Annotated in this window: 16 protein-coding genes; 9 read left to right on the top strand and 7 right to left on the bottom strand. The window is 71.2% G+C overall.

Features of this window, described 5'->3' with window-relative positions:
• Window positions 1–69: 69 nt before the first annotated feature.
• Genes HD596_RS25200 through rimP form a run of 3 tightly spaced genes read right to left on the bottom strand, consistent with a single transcriptional unit; the run spans window position 70 to window position 1,855 of the window.
• Window positions 70–369 (bottom strand): YlxR family protein, encoded by a 300-nt coding sequence (locus HD596_RS25200; protein ID WP_185071781.1) that lies wholly within the window; start codon window positions 367–369, stop codon window positions 70–72.
• Window positions 353–1,357 (bottom strand): transcription termination factor NusA, encoded by a 1,005-nt coding sequence (gene nusA, locus HD596_RS25195; RefSeq protein WP_313044682.1) that lies wholly within the window; start codon window positions 1,355–1,357, stop codon window positions 353–355. The genes HD596_RS25200 and nusA overlap by 17 nt, the downstream gene beginning before the upstream one ends.
• Window positions 1,358–1,369: 12 nt before the next feature.
• Entirely contained in the window at window positions 1,370–1,855 is a 486-nt protein-coding gene (rimP, locus tag HD596_RS25190) for a ribosome maturation factor RimP (RefSeq protein WP_185071780.1), read from the bottom strand.
• 298 nt (window positions 1,856–2,153) lie between these two features.
• On the opposite strand from rimP, the gene HD596_RS25185 reads away from it, so the two are divergent.
• Together HD596_RS25185 and HD596_RS25180 are read left to right on the top strand one after the other, a co-directional pair.
• On the top strand, window positions 2,154–2,639 hold the full coding sequence (locus HD596_RS25185) for a hypothetical protein (RefSeq protein ID WP_185071779.1): 486 nt from the start codon (window positions 2,154–2,156) through the stop codon (window positions 2,637–2,639).
• Window positions 2,636–3,109, top strand: a complete 474-nt coding sequence (locus HD596_RS25180) for a ferritin-like domain-containing protein (RefSeq protein ID WP_185071778.1) — start codon at window positions 2,636–2,638, stop codon at window positions 3,107–3,109. Before HD596_RS25185 ends, HD596_RS25180 begins: the two co-directional genes overlap by 4 nt.
• Window positions 3,110–3,156: 47 nt before the next feature.
• Here HD596_RS25180 and HD596_RS25175 read toward each other — a convergent pair whose 3' ends face one another.
• Window positions 3,157–4,266, bottom strand: coding sequence for an ArsR/SmtB family transcription factor (locus HD596_RS25175; protein ID WP_221519506.1), 1,110 nt, complete (start codon window positions 4,264–4,266; stop codon window positions 3,157–3,159).
• 26 nt (window positions 4,267–4,292) lie between these two features.
• Here HD596_RS25175 and HD596_RS25170 point away from each other — a divergent pair, with 26 nt between their 5' ends.
• The 4 genes from HD596_RS25170 to HD596_RS25155 are packed head-to-tail and all read left to right on the top strand — an operon-like array spanning window position 4,293 to window position 8,110.
• Window positions 4,293–5,141, top strand: coding sequence for an alpha/beta hydrolase family protein (locus tag HD596_RS25170; protein ID WP_185071777.1), 849 nt, complete (start codon window positions 4,293–4,295; stop codon window positions 5,139–5,141).
• Window positions 5,138–6,124, top strand: a complete 987-nt coding sequence (locus HD596_RS25165; RefSeq protein WP_185071776.1) for a Bug family tripartite tricarboxylate transporter substrate binding protein — start codon at window positions 5,138–5,140, stop codon at window positions 6,122–6,124. The genes HD596_RS25170 and HD596_RS25165 overlap by 4 nt, the downstream gene beginning before the upstream one ends.
• A complete protein-coding gene (locus tag HD596_RS25160; RefSeq protein WP_221519505.1) occupies window positions 6,121–6,606 on the top strand; it encodes a tripartite tricarboxylate transporter TctB family protein in 486 nt (161 codons plus the stop codon). The genes HD596_RS25165 and HD596_RS25160 overlap by 4 nt, the downstream gene beginning before the upstream one ends.
• A gap of 1 nt (window position 6,607) precedes the next feature.
• On the top strand, window positions 6,608–8,110 hold the full coding sequence (locus tag HD596_RS25155; protein WP_185071775.1) for a tripartite tricarboxylate transporter permease: 1,503 nt from the start codon (window positions 6,608–6,610) through the stop codon (window positions 8,108–8,110).
• Window positions 8,111–8,652: 542 nt separating this feature from the next.
• Here the strand turns inward: HD596_RS25155 and HD596_RS25150 are convergent.
• Window positions 8,653–10,395, bottom strand: a complete 1,743-nt coding sequence (locus HD596_RS25150) for a proline--tRNA ligase (RefSeq protein WP_185071774.1) — start codon at window positions 10,393–10,395, stop codon at window positions 8,653–8,655.
• Window positions 10,396–10,488: 93 nt separating this feature from the next.
• Window positions 10,489–11,160, bottom strand: a complete 672-nt coding sequence (locus HD596_RS25145; protein ID WP_185071773.1) for a hypothetical protein — start codon at window positions 11,158–11,160, stop codon at window positions 10,489–10,491.
• Window positions 11,161–11,292: 132 nt separating this feature from the next.
• On the opposite strand from HD596_RS25145, the gene HD596_RS64885 reads away from it, so the two are divergent.
• Window positions 11,293–12,228 carry an acyl-CoA dehydrogenase family protein gene (locus HD596_RS64885; RefSeq protein WP_185071772.1) on the top strand — a complete coding sequence of 312 codons (936 nt, stop codon included), beginning with the start codon at window positions 11,293–11,295 and terminating at the stop codon, window positions 12,226–12,228.
• Between the two features lie 24 nt (window positions 12,229–12,252).
• On the opposite strand, the gene HD596_RS25135 is transcribed toward HD596_RS64885, so the two are convergent.
• Entirely contained in the window at window positions 12,253–12,738 is a 486-nt protein-coding gene (locus tag HD596_RS25135; protein ID WP_185071771.1) for a hypothetical protein, read from the bottom strand.
• Window positions 12,739–12,829: 91 nt separating this feature from the next.
• Here HD596_RS25135 and HD596_RS25130 point away from each other — a divergent pair, with 91 nt between their 5' ends.
• Both HD596_RS25130 and HD596_RS25125 read left to right on the top strand, forming a co-directional pair.
• Complete coding sequence (locus HD596_RS25130) at window positions 12,830–13,897, top strand: LLM class flavin-dependent oxidoreductase (RefSeq protein ID WP_185071770.1); 1,068 nt, start codon at window positions 12,830–12,832, stop codon at window positions 13,895–13,897.
• Between the two features lie 64 nt (window positions 13,898–13,961).
• On the top strand, window positions 13,962–14,999 hold the full coding sequence (locus HD596_RS25125) for a hypothetical protein (protein WP_185071769.1): 1,038 nt from the start codon (window positions 13,962–13,964) through the stop codon (window positions 14,997–14,999).
• Window positions 15,000–15,033 lie beyond the last annotated feature (34 nt).

Here is a 15,033-nt window from a genome sequence, read left to right as displayed (position 1 = left end):
TGACGTCTTCATCGCCGCGTGCTCATCAGGCGCTCATAGCAATCTGACTCCGCCCATCAACTCGGCGTCCTACATGACATTTGCGTGGTCTCCCTCCAGTTGCGCCCGCACGCGCGAGACGTCAAGCGGTCCCGCCACGCGGAAAGCGCGCGGAAACGCTCGGCGACGCTCGGCAAGCTCCAGACAGCTCAAGGACGGATGCAGCGATGCACCACGGCCAGGAAGCCGTCCTCGCAGGTCAGGGACCACATGGTCCTCGACCCGCACCAGACGGAGCAGCTCGGACTTAGCCGTACGAACCCTGCAGCCCACACAGGTGCGCTGAGGGGTCGCTTGGCCACCATATTCCAGCTTACCGTGTTGACGCATCTACGGAACCGGCGGCATCTTCGGCCTGTGTGTCCGGCCGGATGTCGATCCGCCATCCGGTGAGTCTCGCGGCGAGCCGGGCGTTCTGGCCCTCTTTCCCGATGGCCAGCGAAAGCTGGTAGTCGGGCACGGTCACGCGTGCGACGCGCCCCTCGAGATCGAGCACCTCGACATGGGAAACGCGCGCAGGTGACAGGGCATTCCCCACGAACTCCGCCGGATCTTCCGACCAGTCGATGATGTCGATCTTCTCGCCGTGCAACTCGGTCATCACGTTGCGCACCCGCGAGCCCATCGGCCCGATGCAGGCGCCCTTGGCGTTGACCCCGGGCTTGCGGGAGCGGACCGCGATCTTGGTACGGTGGCCCGCCTCGCGCGCCACCGCCGCGATCTCCACGGTGCCGTCGGCGATCTCGGGCACCTCCAGCGCGAACAGCTTCTTCACCAGCCCGGGATGCGTGCGCGACAGGGTGACCGAGGGGCCCTTGTGGCCCTTCTTCACCTGCACGACGTAGGCGCGGATGCGCTCTCCGTGCACGTAGTCCTCGCCGGGGACCTGCTCGGCGTGCGGCAGCACGGCCTCGATCTTGCCGAGGTCGACCAGCACCACCCGCGGGTCCTTGCCCTGCTGGATCACGCCGGAGACCAGCTCGCCCTCGCGGCTGGCGAACTCGCCGAAGTTGATCTCGTCCTCGGCGTCGCGCAGCTGCTGCAGGATGACCTGTTTGGCGGTGGTGGCGGCGATCCGGCTGAAGTTGCCCGGTGTGTCGTCGTACTCCCTGACGACCTCGCCGTCCTCGTCCAGCTCGGCGGCCCAGATCGTGACGTGACCGCTGCTCCTGTCGAGCTCGGCGCGCGCCTTGGCGGCGGCGCCGTCGGTGCGGAAGTAGGCGATCAGCAGCGCGTCCTCGATCGCCTTGACGACCAGGTCGAAGGAGATGTCCTTTTCTCGCTCGAGGCTGCGCAGGACGCTCATGTCGATGTCCACGACGGCTCCCCCTTAGCCTTCGTCGCCGTCGACGTCGTCGATCCGGCGGAACTCCACCTGTACCCGTCCCCGGGTCAGGTCCTCGTAATCAAGCCTGCGTGCGGCGCCCTCGACGTCGAGGTCGACACCGGCCTCGTCGGCGGCCAGGATGCGCCCCTCCACCACGGTGCCGTCTCTCATCTCGGCCTTCACCAGGCGTTTCGCCGCGCGGCGCCAGTGGCGCGGCTCGGTGAGCGGGCGGTCGACGCCCGGTGAGGAGACCTCCAGCGTGTAGGCCGCCTGGCCCATCGCGTCGTCGTCATCGAGGGCCGCGGAGACTGCCTGGCTCACGTCGGCCACGTCGTCGAGGCTCACGCCGCCGTCGCGATCGACGATCACGCGCAGCAGCCGTCTCTTGCCGGCCTGGGTGACCGTGATGTCCTCAAGATCGAGGCCCTCCGCGCTGACCACAGGCTCAAGGAGCTTCATCAGGTGGTCGCGGGGTGATGCGCTGCCCATATCGACCTCCCCTATTGTCATGTCTCAGCCGGGCGGACCTCGCCTCTGGCTCTCCGCCGTCTGGCCGCTCAGCCAGCGACGACAGTTGACACCCTATCTGTATGGGGGCACGGAAAGAGCGCCACTCGTCATGGTCGAATGGCGGAGCGTCGCCTGACAGCGATCGCGGGCACCAGCCCGTACGATGCTACCGACGAGAAAGCCCCCGAAGGGCCGCCGCCGCGGCGTCGATCGGGCGCGCCTGCCCATGGGCGGTTTTCCCGTCGGTCGGCTCCACCGTCACTGGAGGTCCTAGCCCGTGCGCCCGCGTCACCTCTCCCGGCGAGTCTTGCTGGTGGGCGGAGCGGCCGCTCTCACCGCCTGCAGCACCGCAGGCCCGCCGCAGCCGTCCGTCCAGGCCTCCGACTCCCCTGAGACCACGCTGCTGAAGGGCCTGATCGCGGAGAAGGAGCGGACGATCGCGCTCTATTCGTCGCTGATCTCGGGCGGGGCGCAGAAACTGGCGCCGTTCCGCGACCGCCACCAGGCCCACGTGAACGAGCTGCGCAAGTACGTCACCGTGGCCTCGGCGCCGCCCGCCACCACCACCAGCACCGCCACCGGCACCGCCACCCCGGCCCCCACCCCCAAGGCGTCCCTGTCGCGCCTGCGCGACCTGGAGCGCAAGGCGGCGGCCCTGCGGATCCGCCAGCTCGACGGCGTCTCGCCGGGCGTGGCCCAGCTCATCGCCAGCATCGGGGCCTGCGAGGCCGCCCACGCACTGGCCCTGCCGAGGTCGCTGTGAACCCCGACGACGTCGAGAAGCTCCGCAAGGCGCTGGCCGCCGAGCACGCCGCGCTGTTCGCGTACGGGCTGCTGGGGGCGCGGACGTCGGGGTCGCTGCGGGCGAGGATGAGCGCGGCCTTCGACGCCCACCGGGCATGCCGCGACCAGCTCCGCACGTTGATCACGGCGCGGGGCGGACGGCCGGTCGAGCCCGACGCGTCCTACGCGCTGCCGTTCTTCCCCTCCGGGCCGGCGCTGGCGGCCAAGCTGGCAGTGCACCTGGAGACCGGCGTCACGGCCGCCTACCTCGAGCTGGCCGCCGCGCAGGACGTCACGCTGCGCCGCTACGCCGCGCAGGCCATGCAGGAGGCGACGGCCCGCTCGTACGCCTTCCGCCCCGCCCAGCCCCCGGCCTTCCCCGGCATGCCCGCGGCGGCGCCGCCCGCGTCCCCGCCCTCGTCGCCCTCGGCGTCGCAGCAGGGCGGCTGACCGGCAGGGCCTGACACCCGTACAGGCCTGTCACCGGTACAGGCCTGTCACCGGTACAGGACGGAGAGCAGGTCGGGGCCGAGGCGTTCGACGGCGCCGGCGTCGAGCTGGTAGTAGACGACCGAGCCGCGCCGGTGGGTGTGCACGAGCTGGGCCTCCCTGAGCCTGCGCAGGTGCCGGGAGACCTGGGGCGCGGTCATGCCGAGCTGGATGGCCAGCTCGGAGGTGGCGACGGGGTTGCGCAGGATCGCGTACGCCAGCCGCAGCCTGGTCGGGTCCTGGAGCGCCGCGAGCCGGCGCCTGGCCGTCTCCAGCGTCGGGACGGCGGCGCCGTCGGCGCTGTACTGGATGACGACCGGGTAGCCGGGATAGTGCTTGATCACGAAGTGCGGCCGGCCGTGCACGGTCGGGACGAGCAGGCAGGGCCGCCCCTCGTCCACGCGGGCGGTGGCGTTGTAGAGCTTGTCGAACACGATGCGCAGCGGCCTGCGCGCGCCGGACGACGCGGAGGCGGTCGGGAGGTCCGCCAGGACGAGGGCGCCGCGCCGGCGCAGGTCGCGTACGCGTTCCGCGCGGTCGCGGTCGAGGGCCGCGCGCAGCGACGGCCACTCGGCGTCGAAGGCCGCGGCGGCGAAGTCGGCGAGGAAGCCGAGCAGCTCGCCGCGGAACGCCTCGGGGTCGGCGCGCAGCCTGGCGCCGATCTCCATGCGGCTGGTGGAGATCAGGCGCAGCCGCTGCAGCACCTCGCCGCTGAGCCTGGGCGCCAGCTCGGTGTCGTTCTTCCCGATGAGGGCCTGCACGGTCATCGCCACGAAGTCGCCGATGGGCAGCGCCGCCACCTCCCGCAGCTCGGCGGCCAGCGTGCGCGCCGGCCCCGCCGACAGCGGCAGCAGGTAGCGGGCGCGGAAGGCGCCCCAGAGCGGCGCCCAGGCGGCGGCCGTGGCCAGCAGCTCGCTGTCCAGCCCGGCGTGCGCCCTGGCCACCCAGCTCGCGCTGCCGGGGTGGTGGCCGGGCTCGTCGAGGGCGTGCAGGCAGGCGCACAGCTCGGCCAGCGGCGAGCGCTGGACGGCGATGGATCCGGTGCCGGGGGAGTCGAGGAGGAGCGTGACGGCCACCCTGAACATTACCGCGTTGACGTCAATCTGCTTGAGAGTCACCCGGCGTTTGCCCAGGCTGTGGCGTCATGGCTGAGGAACTGCACGTGGTCAGGCATCCGACCGGCTTCTATTCGGCGGGTGCGACGACCGTTTTCGCGTCGAGGTACGACCAGAGGTTCTCCTACTGCTTGTACGTGCCGTCGGCGCACGACCCGGACGGCACTCCCCTGCCGCTGGCGGTTCTCCAGCACGGCACGGGACGGCGCGGCCCCCAGTACCGGGACAACTTCGCCGAGTGGGCCGAGAAGCACGGCTGCCTCGTCCTGGCCCCGCTCTTCCCCGCCGGCATCGGCGGCGACCCGCACGACCTGCACGGCTTCAAGTTCCTCAAGTACGGCGACATCCGCTTCGACCACGCGCTGCTGGCCATGGTGGAGGAGGTCGGCGAGCGCTTCAACGTACGGACCGAGCGGTTCCTGCTGCACGGGTTCTCCGGCGGCGGCCAGTTCGTGCACCGCTTCGCCTACCTGCACCCCGACCGGCTCGCCGGATTGTCAATCGGTGCACCAGGGCGGATAACGTACATCGATCCCAGCAGCCCGTGGTGGATCGGGCTGAAGGGGTTCGAGGAGGAGTTCGGCAGCGCTCCCAGATTCGAGGAGCTTCGTGACGTGCCGGTGCAGATGGTCGTGGGCAGTGCGGACGTGGAGACCTGGGAGATCAACAACCAGGGCGACTCCAACTGGATGGACGGCGCCGACGCCCACGGCGTCACCCGCATCGAACGGCTCGCCGCGCTGCGCGACAACTTCGCGGCCCATGGCATCGAGGTCCGGTTCGACGTCGTGCCGGGCGTGGGTCACGACCCGATGTTGGTGCTCGAGCCGGTCAAGGACTTCTTCGCATCGATCCTCACCCCCCGGGAGACATCATGAAGATCAAGCTGTTGGCCGCCGCCGCGGTGGCCGTGACGCTCAGCGGCTGCGCCGTGGGCGAGGCCGCCGAATCAGGTGGCGGCTATCCCAGCAAGCCCTTGTCGATCATGGCGCCGGGCAGCCCCGGCGGCGGCTGGGACACGCGGGCGCGCGGCATCGCCAGTTCGCTCAGCGAGTGCAAGGTGGCCGACGTGGACACCACGGTCACGAACGTGCCCGGCGCGGGCGGCACCATCGGGCTGGCCCAGTTCGCCAAGAAGAAGGGCGACCCGTACCAGCTCATGGTCATGGACAGCGTGACCATGCTGGGCGGCATCGTGAACAACAAGTCGCCGGTCGACCTGGCCACCCTCACCCCCGTGGCCGGGCTGAGCCGGGGGCCGACCGCGATCGTGGTGGCGGCGAAGTCGCCGTACAAGGACCTGAAGTCGCTGCTGGACGCCATGGAGGCCAAGCCCCACAGCGTCAAGTGGACGGGCGGCTCCCTCGGCGGGCCCGGCCAGATGACGGTGGCGGGACTGGCCAAGGAGCGTGACGTCGCCGCCAAGGACGTCAACTTCGTGCCCACGGCGGGCGGCGGCGAGTCCCTGAACCTGCTGCTCAGCGGCGCCGCCACGGCCGGCATCGACACCGTCGCCGAGCTGCGCGCGCAGATCTCCGCGGGCGAGCTGCGGGTGCTGTCGGTGGACTCCGAGCAGCGGGTCGCGGGCATCGACGCGCCCACCATGAAGGAGCTCGGCCTGGCCAACGCGGCGATCTCCACGCTGGCCGGCGTGCTCGCGCCCGCGGGCCTGACCAAGGAGCAGCAGCAGGACGTCATCGGCCTGCTGGACAAGGTGCGCCAGACCTCCTGCTGGAAGAAGGTGCTCGAGCGCAACAACTGGGTGGAGGACTGGCGGCCGGGCGACCAGTTCGGCCAGGTGCTGGCCCAGCAGCGGACCCAGGTCACGACCATCCTGGGCGAACTGGGGCTCGGCAAGTGACCCAGCGGATCGTCTCGCTCGGCTTCCTGGCGGCGGCCGTGGTGGTGCTGGCCCAGGCGTTCGCGATCCAGCAGGGCGAGGGCTACCAGGCGGTGGGGCCGCGCGCGTTCCCGCTGCTGGTGGGGGGCGGGCTGGCGGTGGTGTCCGTCATCGGGGTCGTCCAGGCCTTCAGACCTGGTACGCGGGCCCCCGCCACCGCCGGGGTTCCCGAGGACGGCGGCGGTGAGGCGGCGGAGAAGCCGCACTGGCCCTCCGTCCTCCTCCTGATCGGCAGCCTGGCCGCCTACGCGCTCCTCCTGGTCCCGGCCGGCTACTGGCAGGCGACCACCGCCTTCTTCGTCGCCGTGGCCCGGGTGCTGGGCAGCAGGAGGCTGGTGCGCGACCTGCTCGTGGGGCTGGCGCTGGCGCTGGCCACGTACTTCCTGTTCGACCGGCTCCTCGGCATCACGCTGCCGCCGGGCCTGGTCAGATTGGCGATCTGAGATGGACGTGCTCGGCAACCTGCTGGACGGCTTCGGCCACGCGCTGAGCCTGCAGAACCTGCTGCTCGCCATGCTCGGCGTCACCGTCGGCACGCTGGTCGGCGTGCTTCCCGGGCTCGGGCCCGCCACGACGATCGCGTTGCTGCTGCCGCTGACGTTCGTGTTCGACCCGGTGGGGGCGTTCGTGATGTTCGCCGGGATCTACTACGGCGGCATGTACGGCGGCTCGACGACCGCGATCCTGCTCAACATCCCGGGCGAGACGGCCTCGATCCCCACGACGCTCGAGGGTTATCCGATGGCCAGGCGCGGCCGGGCCGGGGCGGCCCTGGCCACGGCGGCGATCGGGTCGTTCGTGGCGGGCACGATCTCGACGGTCGTCATCACGTTCCTGGCCCCGGGCATGTCGAACATCGCCAAGCTGATCCAGCCGGCCGAGTACTTCTCGATCATGGTGCTCGCGTTCGTGACGGTGACCTCGCTCATGGGGGACTCGATCGTACGGGGGCTGTCGAGCCTGTTCCTCGGCCTGACCATCGGGATGGTGGGGATCGACCAGATGACCGGGCAGCCGCGCTTCGCGTTCGGCGTGCCGGACCTCTACGAGGGGCTGTCGGTGGTGGCGGTCGCCGTGGGGCTGTTCGCGGTGGCGGAGGCCATCTCCACGGCCGCCTCCCGGCACCAGCCGGCGCAACCTCCGGTCGCGGTCGCCGGGAAAGTGGGGATGACCCGCGAGGACTGGCGCAGGTCGTGGAAGCCCTGGCTGCGCGGGACCCTGTTCGGCCTGCCGATCGGTTCGCTGCCCGCCGGAGGCGCCGAGCTTCCCACGTTCCTGAGCTACAACGTCGAGAAGCGGCTGTCCAAGCACAAGGAGGAGTTCGGCCAGGGCGCGATCGAGGGCGTGGCCGGTCCGGAGGCGGCCAACAACGCGGCCTTCTCCGGGGTCCTGGTGCCGCTCCTGACGCTGGGCATCCCGACGTCGGCCACGGCGAGCATGCTGCTGATCGCGTTCCAGATCTACAACGTGCAGCCCGGGCCGCAGCTCTTCGACCAGCAACCGGTGCTGGTGTGGACGCTGATCGCCAGCCTCTACATCGGCAACGTGATGCTGCTGGTGCTCAACCTGCCGCTGATCCGGGTCTGGGTGAAGCTCCTCACCGTCCCCGCCGCCCTCCTCACGGCCGCCATCCTGACCTTCGCCACGCTGGGGGTCTACTCGATCTCCCAGAGCGTCTTCGAGGTGCTGGTGGCGTACGGGTTCGGGCTGCTGGGCTGGATCCTGCACCGGGCCCGGTACCCGGTGGCGCCGCTGATCCTGGGGGCGGTGCTGGGGCCGCTGATGGAGGTCCAGTTCCGCCGCGCCCTGGCCTTCAGCGAGGGCGACCCGTCGATCTTCGTCACCCGTCCGGTCTCCCTGACCATCCTCCTCATCGCCACCGCCTGCCTCATCGGCCCACCCCTCCTCCGCCGCCGCACCAAGCCCCCCGTCCCCACCGCCACCTGACGCCCCCGCGTGCCTTCCCCCTGCCACCCGACCGGGAACGGGCGACGACGTTCGACGGCAACGGCGTCCAGGGGCAACGGGGCGTGACGGGCCGCTTAGCGGGATGCGGCGGCAGCGGCGCACCGAAGTCTCACGGCCGCACGATATGGCGGTGACCCGCACGGCGCAACGCAGCATCGCCGTGGGAGACGCCCCCAAATCACGGCCTCCTTGGGAGACACCCAAACGCGCCGCGTCGGCGAGACGACGTACGGCGGAGCCCGGCGCACCTGCACGGCGGCCAACCACACAAGCGGCGCTCGCCGCCACGCCGCCATCCAGCCCCTGGCCGTCGCGGTGGCGAGAGGTGGGTGCGGCGTGGTCATGTCCCGCGGCGCACCACTACCCGTAGCCCGACGCCTCCCAAGGGCGCGTCACCGCCCAAAGTGCGGGGTGTTCGAGGGTGCCTCACCTCAGGGGCGCGTCGCCTCCAGGGGTGCGTTACCCCCGGAGGCGGATCGAAGGGACGGCGGGCCGGGCCTCGTAGGGCCCGGCGGGAAAGGTCAGGCCAGGGCGGCGATGATGCGGTCGGCGGCCTCGGACAGGGGGATCTCCGACTTCTCGCCGGAGACCCGGTCCCGAAGCTCCACGACCCCCTGCGACAGCCCGCGCCCGACCACCACGATGGTCGGCAGCCCCAGCAGCTCGGCGTCCTTGAACTTCACCCCGGGCGAAACCGAAGGCCGGTCGTCCACGAGCACCCGCACCCCGCGCGACTCCAGCTCGGCCCCCAGCTCCAGGGCCGCCTCCACCTGGTTCTCCTTGCCGGTCCCGACGATGTGCACGTCCGCGGGAGCGACCTCGCGGGGCCACACGAGCCCGAGCGCGTCGTGGGCCTGCTCGGCGATGACCGCCACGGCCCGGGAGACGCCGATGCCGTAGGAGCCCATCGTGATGCGGATCGGCTTGCCGTCGGGGCCGAGGGCGTCGAGGCCGGCGGCGTCGGCGTACTTGCGGCCGAGCTGGAAGATGTGGCCGATCTCGATGCCGCGGTCGATGGACAGGCCGGAGCCGCACCGGGGGCAGGGGTCGCCGGCGCGCACCTCGGCGGCCTCGATCGTGCCGTCGGGGGTGAAGTCGCGCCCGGCCACCACGTTGGCGGCGTGCTTGCCCGGCTCGTTGGCGCCGGTCACCCAGGACGTGCCGGTGACGACCCGGGGGTCGACGAGGTAGCGGATGCCGAGCGAGCGCAGGACCTGCGGCCCGATGTAGCCGCGTACGAGCCCGGGGTGCTTGGCGAAGTCGGCGGCCTCGAAGATGGCGGGCTCGCCGGGCGCCAGCGCCGCCTCCAGGCGCTTGAAGTCGACCTCGCGGTCGCCGGGCACGCCGATGACCAGGGTCTCGACCTTGTCGGAGCCGGGCGTGGTGACCTTGACCACGACGTTCTTGAGCGTGTCGGCGGCGGTGACGGACAGGCCGTGGTGCTCGTTGACGTACGACACCAGCGTCTCGATGGTCGGCGTGTCGGGCGTGTCCATGACCTGCAGCGGCGCGGCGTCCTCGAGCGGACGGGCGGCGGGCGCGGGCGTGACGACGGCCTCGGCGTTGGCCGCGTAGCCGCACGAGTGGCAGGCCACGAACGTGTCCTCGCCCGTGGGCGTGGGCGCCAGGAACTCCTCCGACGCCGATCCGCCCATCGCCCCCGACTGGGCGAAGACGATCTTGTAGTTGATGCCGAGCCGGTCGAAGGTGCGGATGTAGGTGTCGCGGTGCTGCTCGTAGGAGTGCTTGAGCCCGTCGTCGTCGAGGTCGAACGAGTAGGAGTCCTTCATCAGGAACTCGCGCCCGCGCAGGATGCCCGCCCTGGGCCGGGCCTCGTCGCGGTATTTCGTCTGGATCTGGTAGAGGGTGACCGGATAGTCCTTGTACGACGAGTATTCGCCCTTGACCATGTCGGTGAAGAGCTCCTCGTGCGTGGGACCGAGGAGGTAGTCGGCGCCCTTGCGGTCCTGGAGCCGGAAGAGCGTGTCACCGTATTCGGTCCAGCGGCCGGTGGCCTCGTAGTATTCGCGGGGCAGCAGGGCGGGGAAGAGCACTTCCTGACCGCCCATCCGGTTCATCTCCTCGCGGACGATCCTGGTGACGTTCTCCAGCACCATCTTGCCGAGGGGCAGCCAGGAGTAGATGCCCGGCGCCACCCGGCGGACGTAGCCGGCGCGGACCAGGAGCTTGTGGCTCGGCACTTCCGCGTCTGCCGGGTCGTCCCGCAGGGTGCGAAGAAACAACGACGACATGCGCAGCAACACGGCTACTCCTTGCTCGAACCTGGATGTGAAGGATTACAGGCTATCGACTCCGGGTGGCGCCGCGCGCGAGGTTATCCACAGGTCCCGCAGGACTCAGACCGTCAACGGGATCCAGCCGGACACGAAGGCGGCCAGAAACACCGTGAACAGAGCGGAGAACACCGCCGACAGCGCCAGCGCGCGTACCCGGCCCCAGGCGTTCCTGCGCAGCACGAGCACCAGCCCGACGGACAGCAATCCGATCAACAGCGCCGGAACCGGCCAGAACGACCGCTCGCTGTCGATGAACCCCGGCGTCGCCCGGTCCACCACGTCCGCGATCAGCGCCGCGCCGACCGCGCCCGCCGCGAGGTCGCCCCAGACGTCCTCCCTGCGCGTGGCGAACGCCAGCAGGCCCAGGGTGACGAGCAGGGCGAGCGTCCAGTTGAGCCCGGCGGCGCTGCCTCCGACGATCTCGAAGGCCATGTCGCCGCTCAGCGCGCTCGCGCCCATGGCCGCGACCAGCGTGGAGGCCACCGCCAGGAACGTCGTCAGCAGCGCCCACCCGAACCCCGACGCCGTGGCGCCCACGGCCAGCGACAGGCCGAGGTAGGCGTACGGGTCGTAGAGCTGGCCGACCCACGCGGGAACCTCGCCGGCGATGAGCATGCCGACGAGCCCGACGGCGAGTCCTCCGAAGAAAGCCGACAGAAGGTGACGTTCGATGCCGCGCTGCCGCCGGTCGTACTCGGCGAGGTCGGCGTAGTCGATGCTGGGTTCGTTCATATCCATGTCCCTGGTCAACCCTCCCCCGGGTAACCCTTGGGATGACCAGTGCCAGATTATGTGACTGTACAAAAAAGGCAAATTTCGGTCACCCGGATGTCAAACAAACAATCGCTTGGTTAGTATGGGCCCGTGGCACTTCCCGATGAGCTCCGCGCCGTCGTCCGCGACTACCTCGCCGACCGGCCGGACGCACCGTGGCAGGCTTTCGCGCGCGACGTGGGGATCGCGGGGCTGCTCGTCCCCGAGGAACACGGCGGGGCGGGATGCGGGCCGGCCGAAATGGCCGCCGTGGGCGAGGAGCTGGGCCGGGCGCTGTCGCCCCACCCGTTCCTGCAGACGGCGGTGATGGCCGTCGAGGCGCTCAGGGCGAGCGGCGCGTACGACCTGCTCCCGGCGCTGGTCGGCGGCGCCACGACCGCGACCGTGGTGCCGCCGGGCGAGGGGACCCTCCGGCTGGAGTCCGGCCTGCTCACGGGGGTGGTCCCGTACGTGCCGGCGGGCGAGCTGGCGCTGGTCTACGTGGACGGGCTGCTGGTGGCGGCCGTGCCCGCCCGGCGCAGGACGTACCGGACCATGGACGAGAGCCGGCCGCTGCAGGAGCTCTCCTTCCAGGACACCCCGGCACGGCGGCTCGGCGACGGCTCGTCGTGGCCCCGCGTGCGCGACCTCGGGATCGCGGCGCTGGCCGCCGAGCAGGTGGGCGGGGCGCAGCGGTGCCTGGAGATGGCGGTGGAGCACGCGAAGCGGCGGCGGCAGTTCGGGCGGCCGATCGGGTCGTTCCAGGCGATCAAGCACAAGCTCGCCGATCTGCTGCTGCTGGTGGAGTCGGCCAGGTCGGCCGCGGGGGCGGCGGCGGCCGACGGGGTGTACGCGGCGATCGCGGGGTCGTACTGCACGGAGGCGTATCTGGCGGCGGCGGGTGAGAACATCCAGGTCCACGGCGGGATCGGGATCACCTGGGAGCATCCTGCGCACCGCTACCTCAAGCGGGCCACCTCGGACGCGCAGCTCTTCGGGCCGCCGCAGGCCCATCGCGCCCGCCTGGCGGCCCACGCCCTCGGTTAGCGCCCGCGCCCCATGGGTACGGGGTCAGCCGCCGAGCAGTTCCTCCCACGGGTGGCGGGTGTTGGTGCGGCGGGTGGTGTCGAGGGCTTCGGCCAGGCGCCAGAAGCCGGGCCGCTCCCGTACGGTGGCCCGCCCGATCGGGTCGATGGCCCGCAGCTCGAACCGCACGCCCATCACGTCGAGCACCGCCGAACCGCTGCTCCCCGGCCCGGCCTCGGTGACGAGCGGGCCGTCGTAGTCGGGGTCGCGCACCTGCTGGGCCAGCAGTAAGGCCACCTCGGACGCGTACGGGCCGTCGCGCCACTCGATGTGCCAGCTGTGATCGGCCCCTCGCCACCACGTCAGGTCGCGGCACGACTCGATGAAGTCGGCCTCGGTCGCCAGCGCGGCCATCACCCGGCCGAACGCCTCATACCTGCGGGCGCTGGTGAGCGAGAGGTCGTCGTCGGCGGAATCGGGGAACGGGCCGTCCTTAGGCCGCCGCAGCGCGTGCTTTCGCTTCACAGGCATCCACTCTGATCGGCTCCGCGCCCTTCCCGCAAGTCTTCGCTGCTGATACGCTCTACCAAGCGAGCGCTTGGTTCACTACTTCGGAGGCGCGATGACGTCCCTAAGGATCAGCCTGGGGTATGAGCTGGAGGTTCGCGGTCGCACCCGCGAAGTGGAGCAGCAGACGTTCCAGAACGTGATCGAGCAGGTCGTGCTGGGCGACCGGCTGGGGTTCGACACGGCCTGGTTCGTGGAGCACCACTTCACCAGGGGCTTCTCCCACTCCTCCGCGCCCGACCTGGTCCTGGCCGCCATTTCGCAGCGCACCGAGCGCATCCATCTGGGGCTCGGCGTGGTGCTGCTGCCGTTCCAGTCCCCGATCCGCACGGCGGAGCGCGTCGCCACGCTGGACGTGCTGAGCGGCGGCCGGGTGGAGTTCGGCACGGGACGGGGGGCCTCGCCCCTGGAGTACCAGGCGTTCCAGCGGCCGTTCGAGAAGTCGCGGCAGATCTGGGAGGACTCGCTGGAGGCGACGCTGGCCATCTGGCAGGCCGACGGCGAGCCGATCAGCCGGTCGAACGAGTTCTTCGAGATCCCCGACGTGGCCGTCTACCCGCGCCCGGCCCAGCGGCCGCACCCGCCGGTGTGGGTGGCCTCGACCTCGCTGGAGGGCTATCTGGCGGCGGCCAGGCACGGGTACAACCTGCTCGGCATGACCATGCTCAAGGGCATCGACGACGTGGCCTCCGACATCACGAAATATCGGGAATGTCTGGCGGAGCACGGCTTCGACCCCGCGAGCCGCCGCGTCGCCCTGATGATCCCCTGGTACGTCGCCCCCACCCGCGACGAGGCGACCGCCTCGGCCGCCGACGCCGTCCTGTGGTACATCCGCCGCCAGGTCAACCTCGTCACCCCGCCCGACTACTACGACGCCCGCCACGCCACCCACCGGGTGCTGGGGCAGCTCGCGGCCGGGATGCCGCCCGAGGAGTCCATGGCCACGCTGCGCGAGCACCTGATGGTGGTGGTCGACGACGTGGAGGGCTCGCGCAAGGCCCTGGCCAGGATCGCCGAGGCGGGCGCGACGGACCTCATCATCCAGGCGCAGGTGGGCGGGCTGGCGCATGACCGGGTGTGCGACTCGATGACGCTGTTCATGACCGAGGTGGCACGTTGACCGCGTCGACGGCCCGCCCTCGCCCGCTGCCCCGGACGCTCGACCTACGGAGATAGGTGCTTCGATGGCCCGCTGGCTCACCCGTGACGACCTCGGCGCCACCGCGCGCACCGCCACCGGGCTCCTGCTCGTCTCCCCCGACCTGTCGAGCGCCGTCCCGCTGGACCCCCGCGACCACGTACTGACCGCGAAGGCGCTGCGCGAGTGCGGCGCCGGAGAGCGCGAGCGCGTCGTGGTGGCACTCGCCGAACCCGCCGGGGCGCTCTGGACGGCCGCCGCGGCCGACGTGGCCGAGGCCGCCGCCGACGTGGGCCCGCGCGGCCGGATGCGCCTGCACCACGCGCTGACCGCCCTCAAGGCCTCCACCCTGGTCATCACCCCGACGGGCGCGATGGACTTCCTGGCCCGCCTGCACCTGGAGTTCCTGCTGGACCCGCTGGACCTCGGGCTCAGGAACATCGTCCTCACCGGGGAGATCGCCTCCAAGCGGACGATCGCCCACCTGGCGGGAGAGTTCGAGGCCAGGGTGACGGAGGTGTTCGCGAGCCCGTTCACCGGTGGGGCCCTGGCGTGGCGGGCGTCGGAGGAGGACCCGCTCACCCCGCTCGCCGACGACGTGCTGGGCCTGGCGGCGCTGACCAAGGACGACTCCCCCGACTCCGCGGCCGAGCTCGCCGAGCTGGTCGTCACCTCCGCGGCCGGCGACACCGTGCTCAGGACCGGCCAGGTCGCCAGGGTCGGCGGCGCGGGCATACCCGCACCGGCGCACACGGTGGGCGACCACGTGCTGGTCAGAGGCGTGTGGCTGGCGCTGCCGCGCATCGAGAAGGCGCTCTCCAAGATCGACGGCGTCTCGGGCTGGGACCTGTCGATCAGCCGCCAGGGGACGCTGGACGCGGCCGTGCTCACGGTCACGTTCAGCCGGGGGAGCCTGGTCCGCAACCCCATGTGGAAGTCGAGGATCCAGCAGGCCGTCCAGGCGCTGACGCCCATATCGATCGACGTGGAGATCGCCCAGGACGTCTCCGAGACCCCCGCGCCGGGCACGGTGAACGACCTGCGCGGCCACCACCTCGGAAGGGACCGCGCTCTCATCACCTAGGGGTGACATGGCACCGATGCCGGACTGGGGAACG

Origin of the sequence: Nonomuraea jabiensis (genome assembly GCF_014204795.1) — a bacterium.
Lineage (GTDB): Bacteria > Actinomycetota > Actinomycetes > Streptosporangiales > Streptosporangiaceae > Nonomuraea > Nonomuraea jabiensis.
This window is presented reverse-complemented; position numbering and strand designations above follow the sequence as displayed.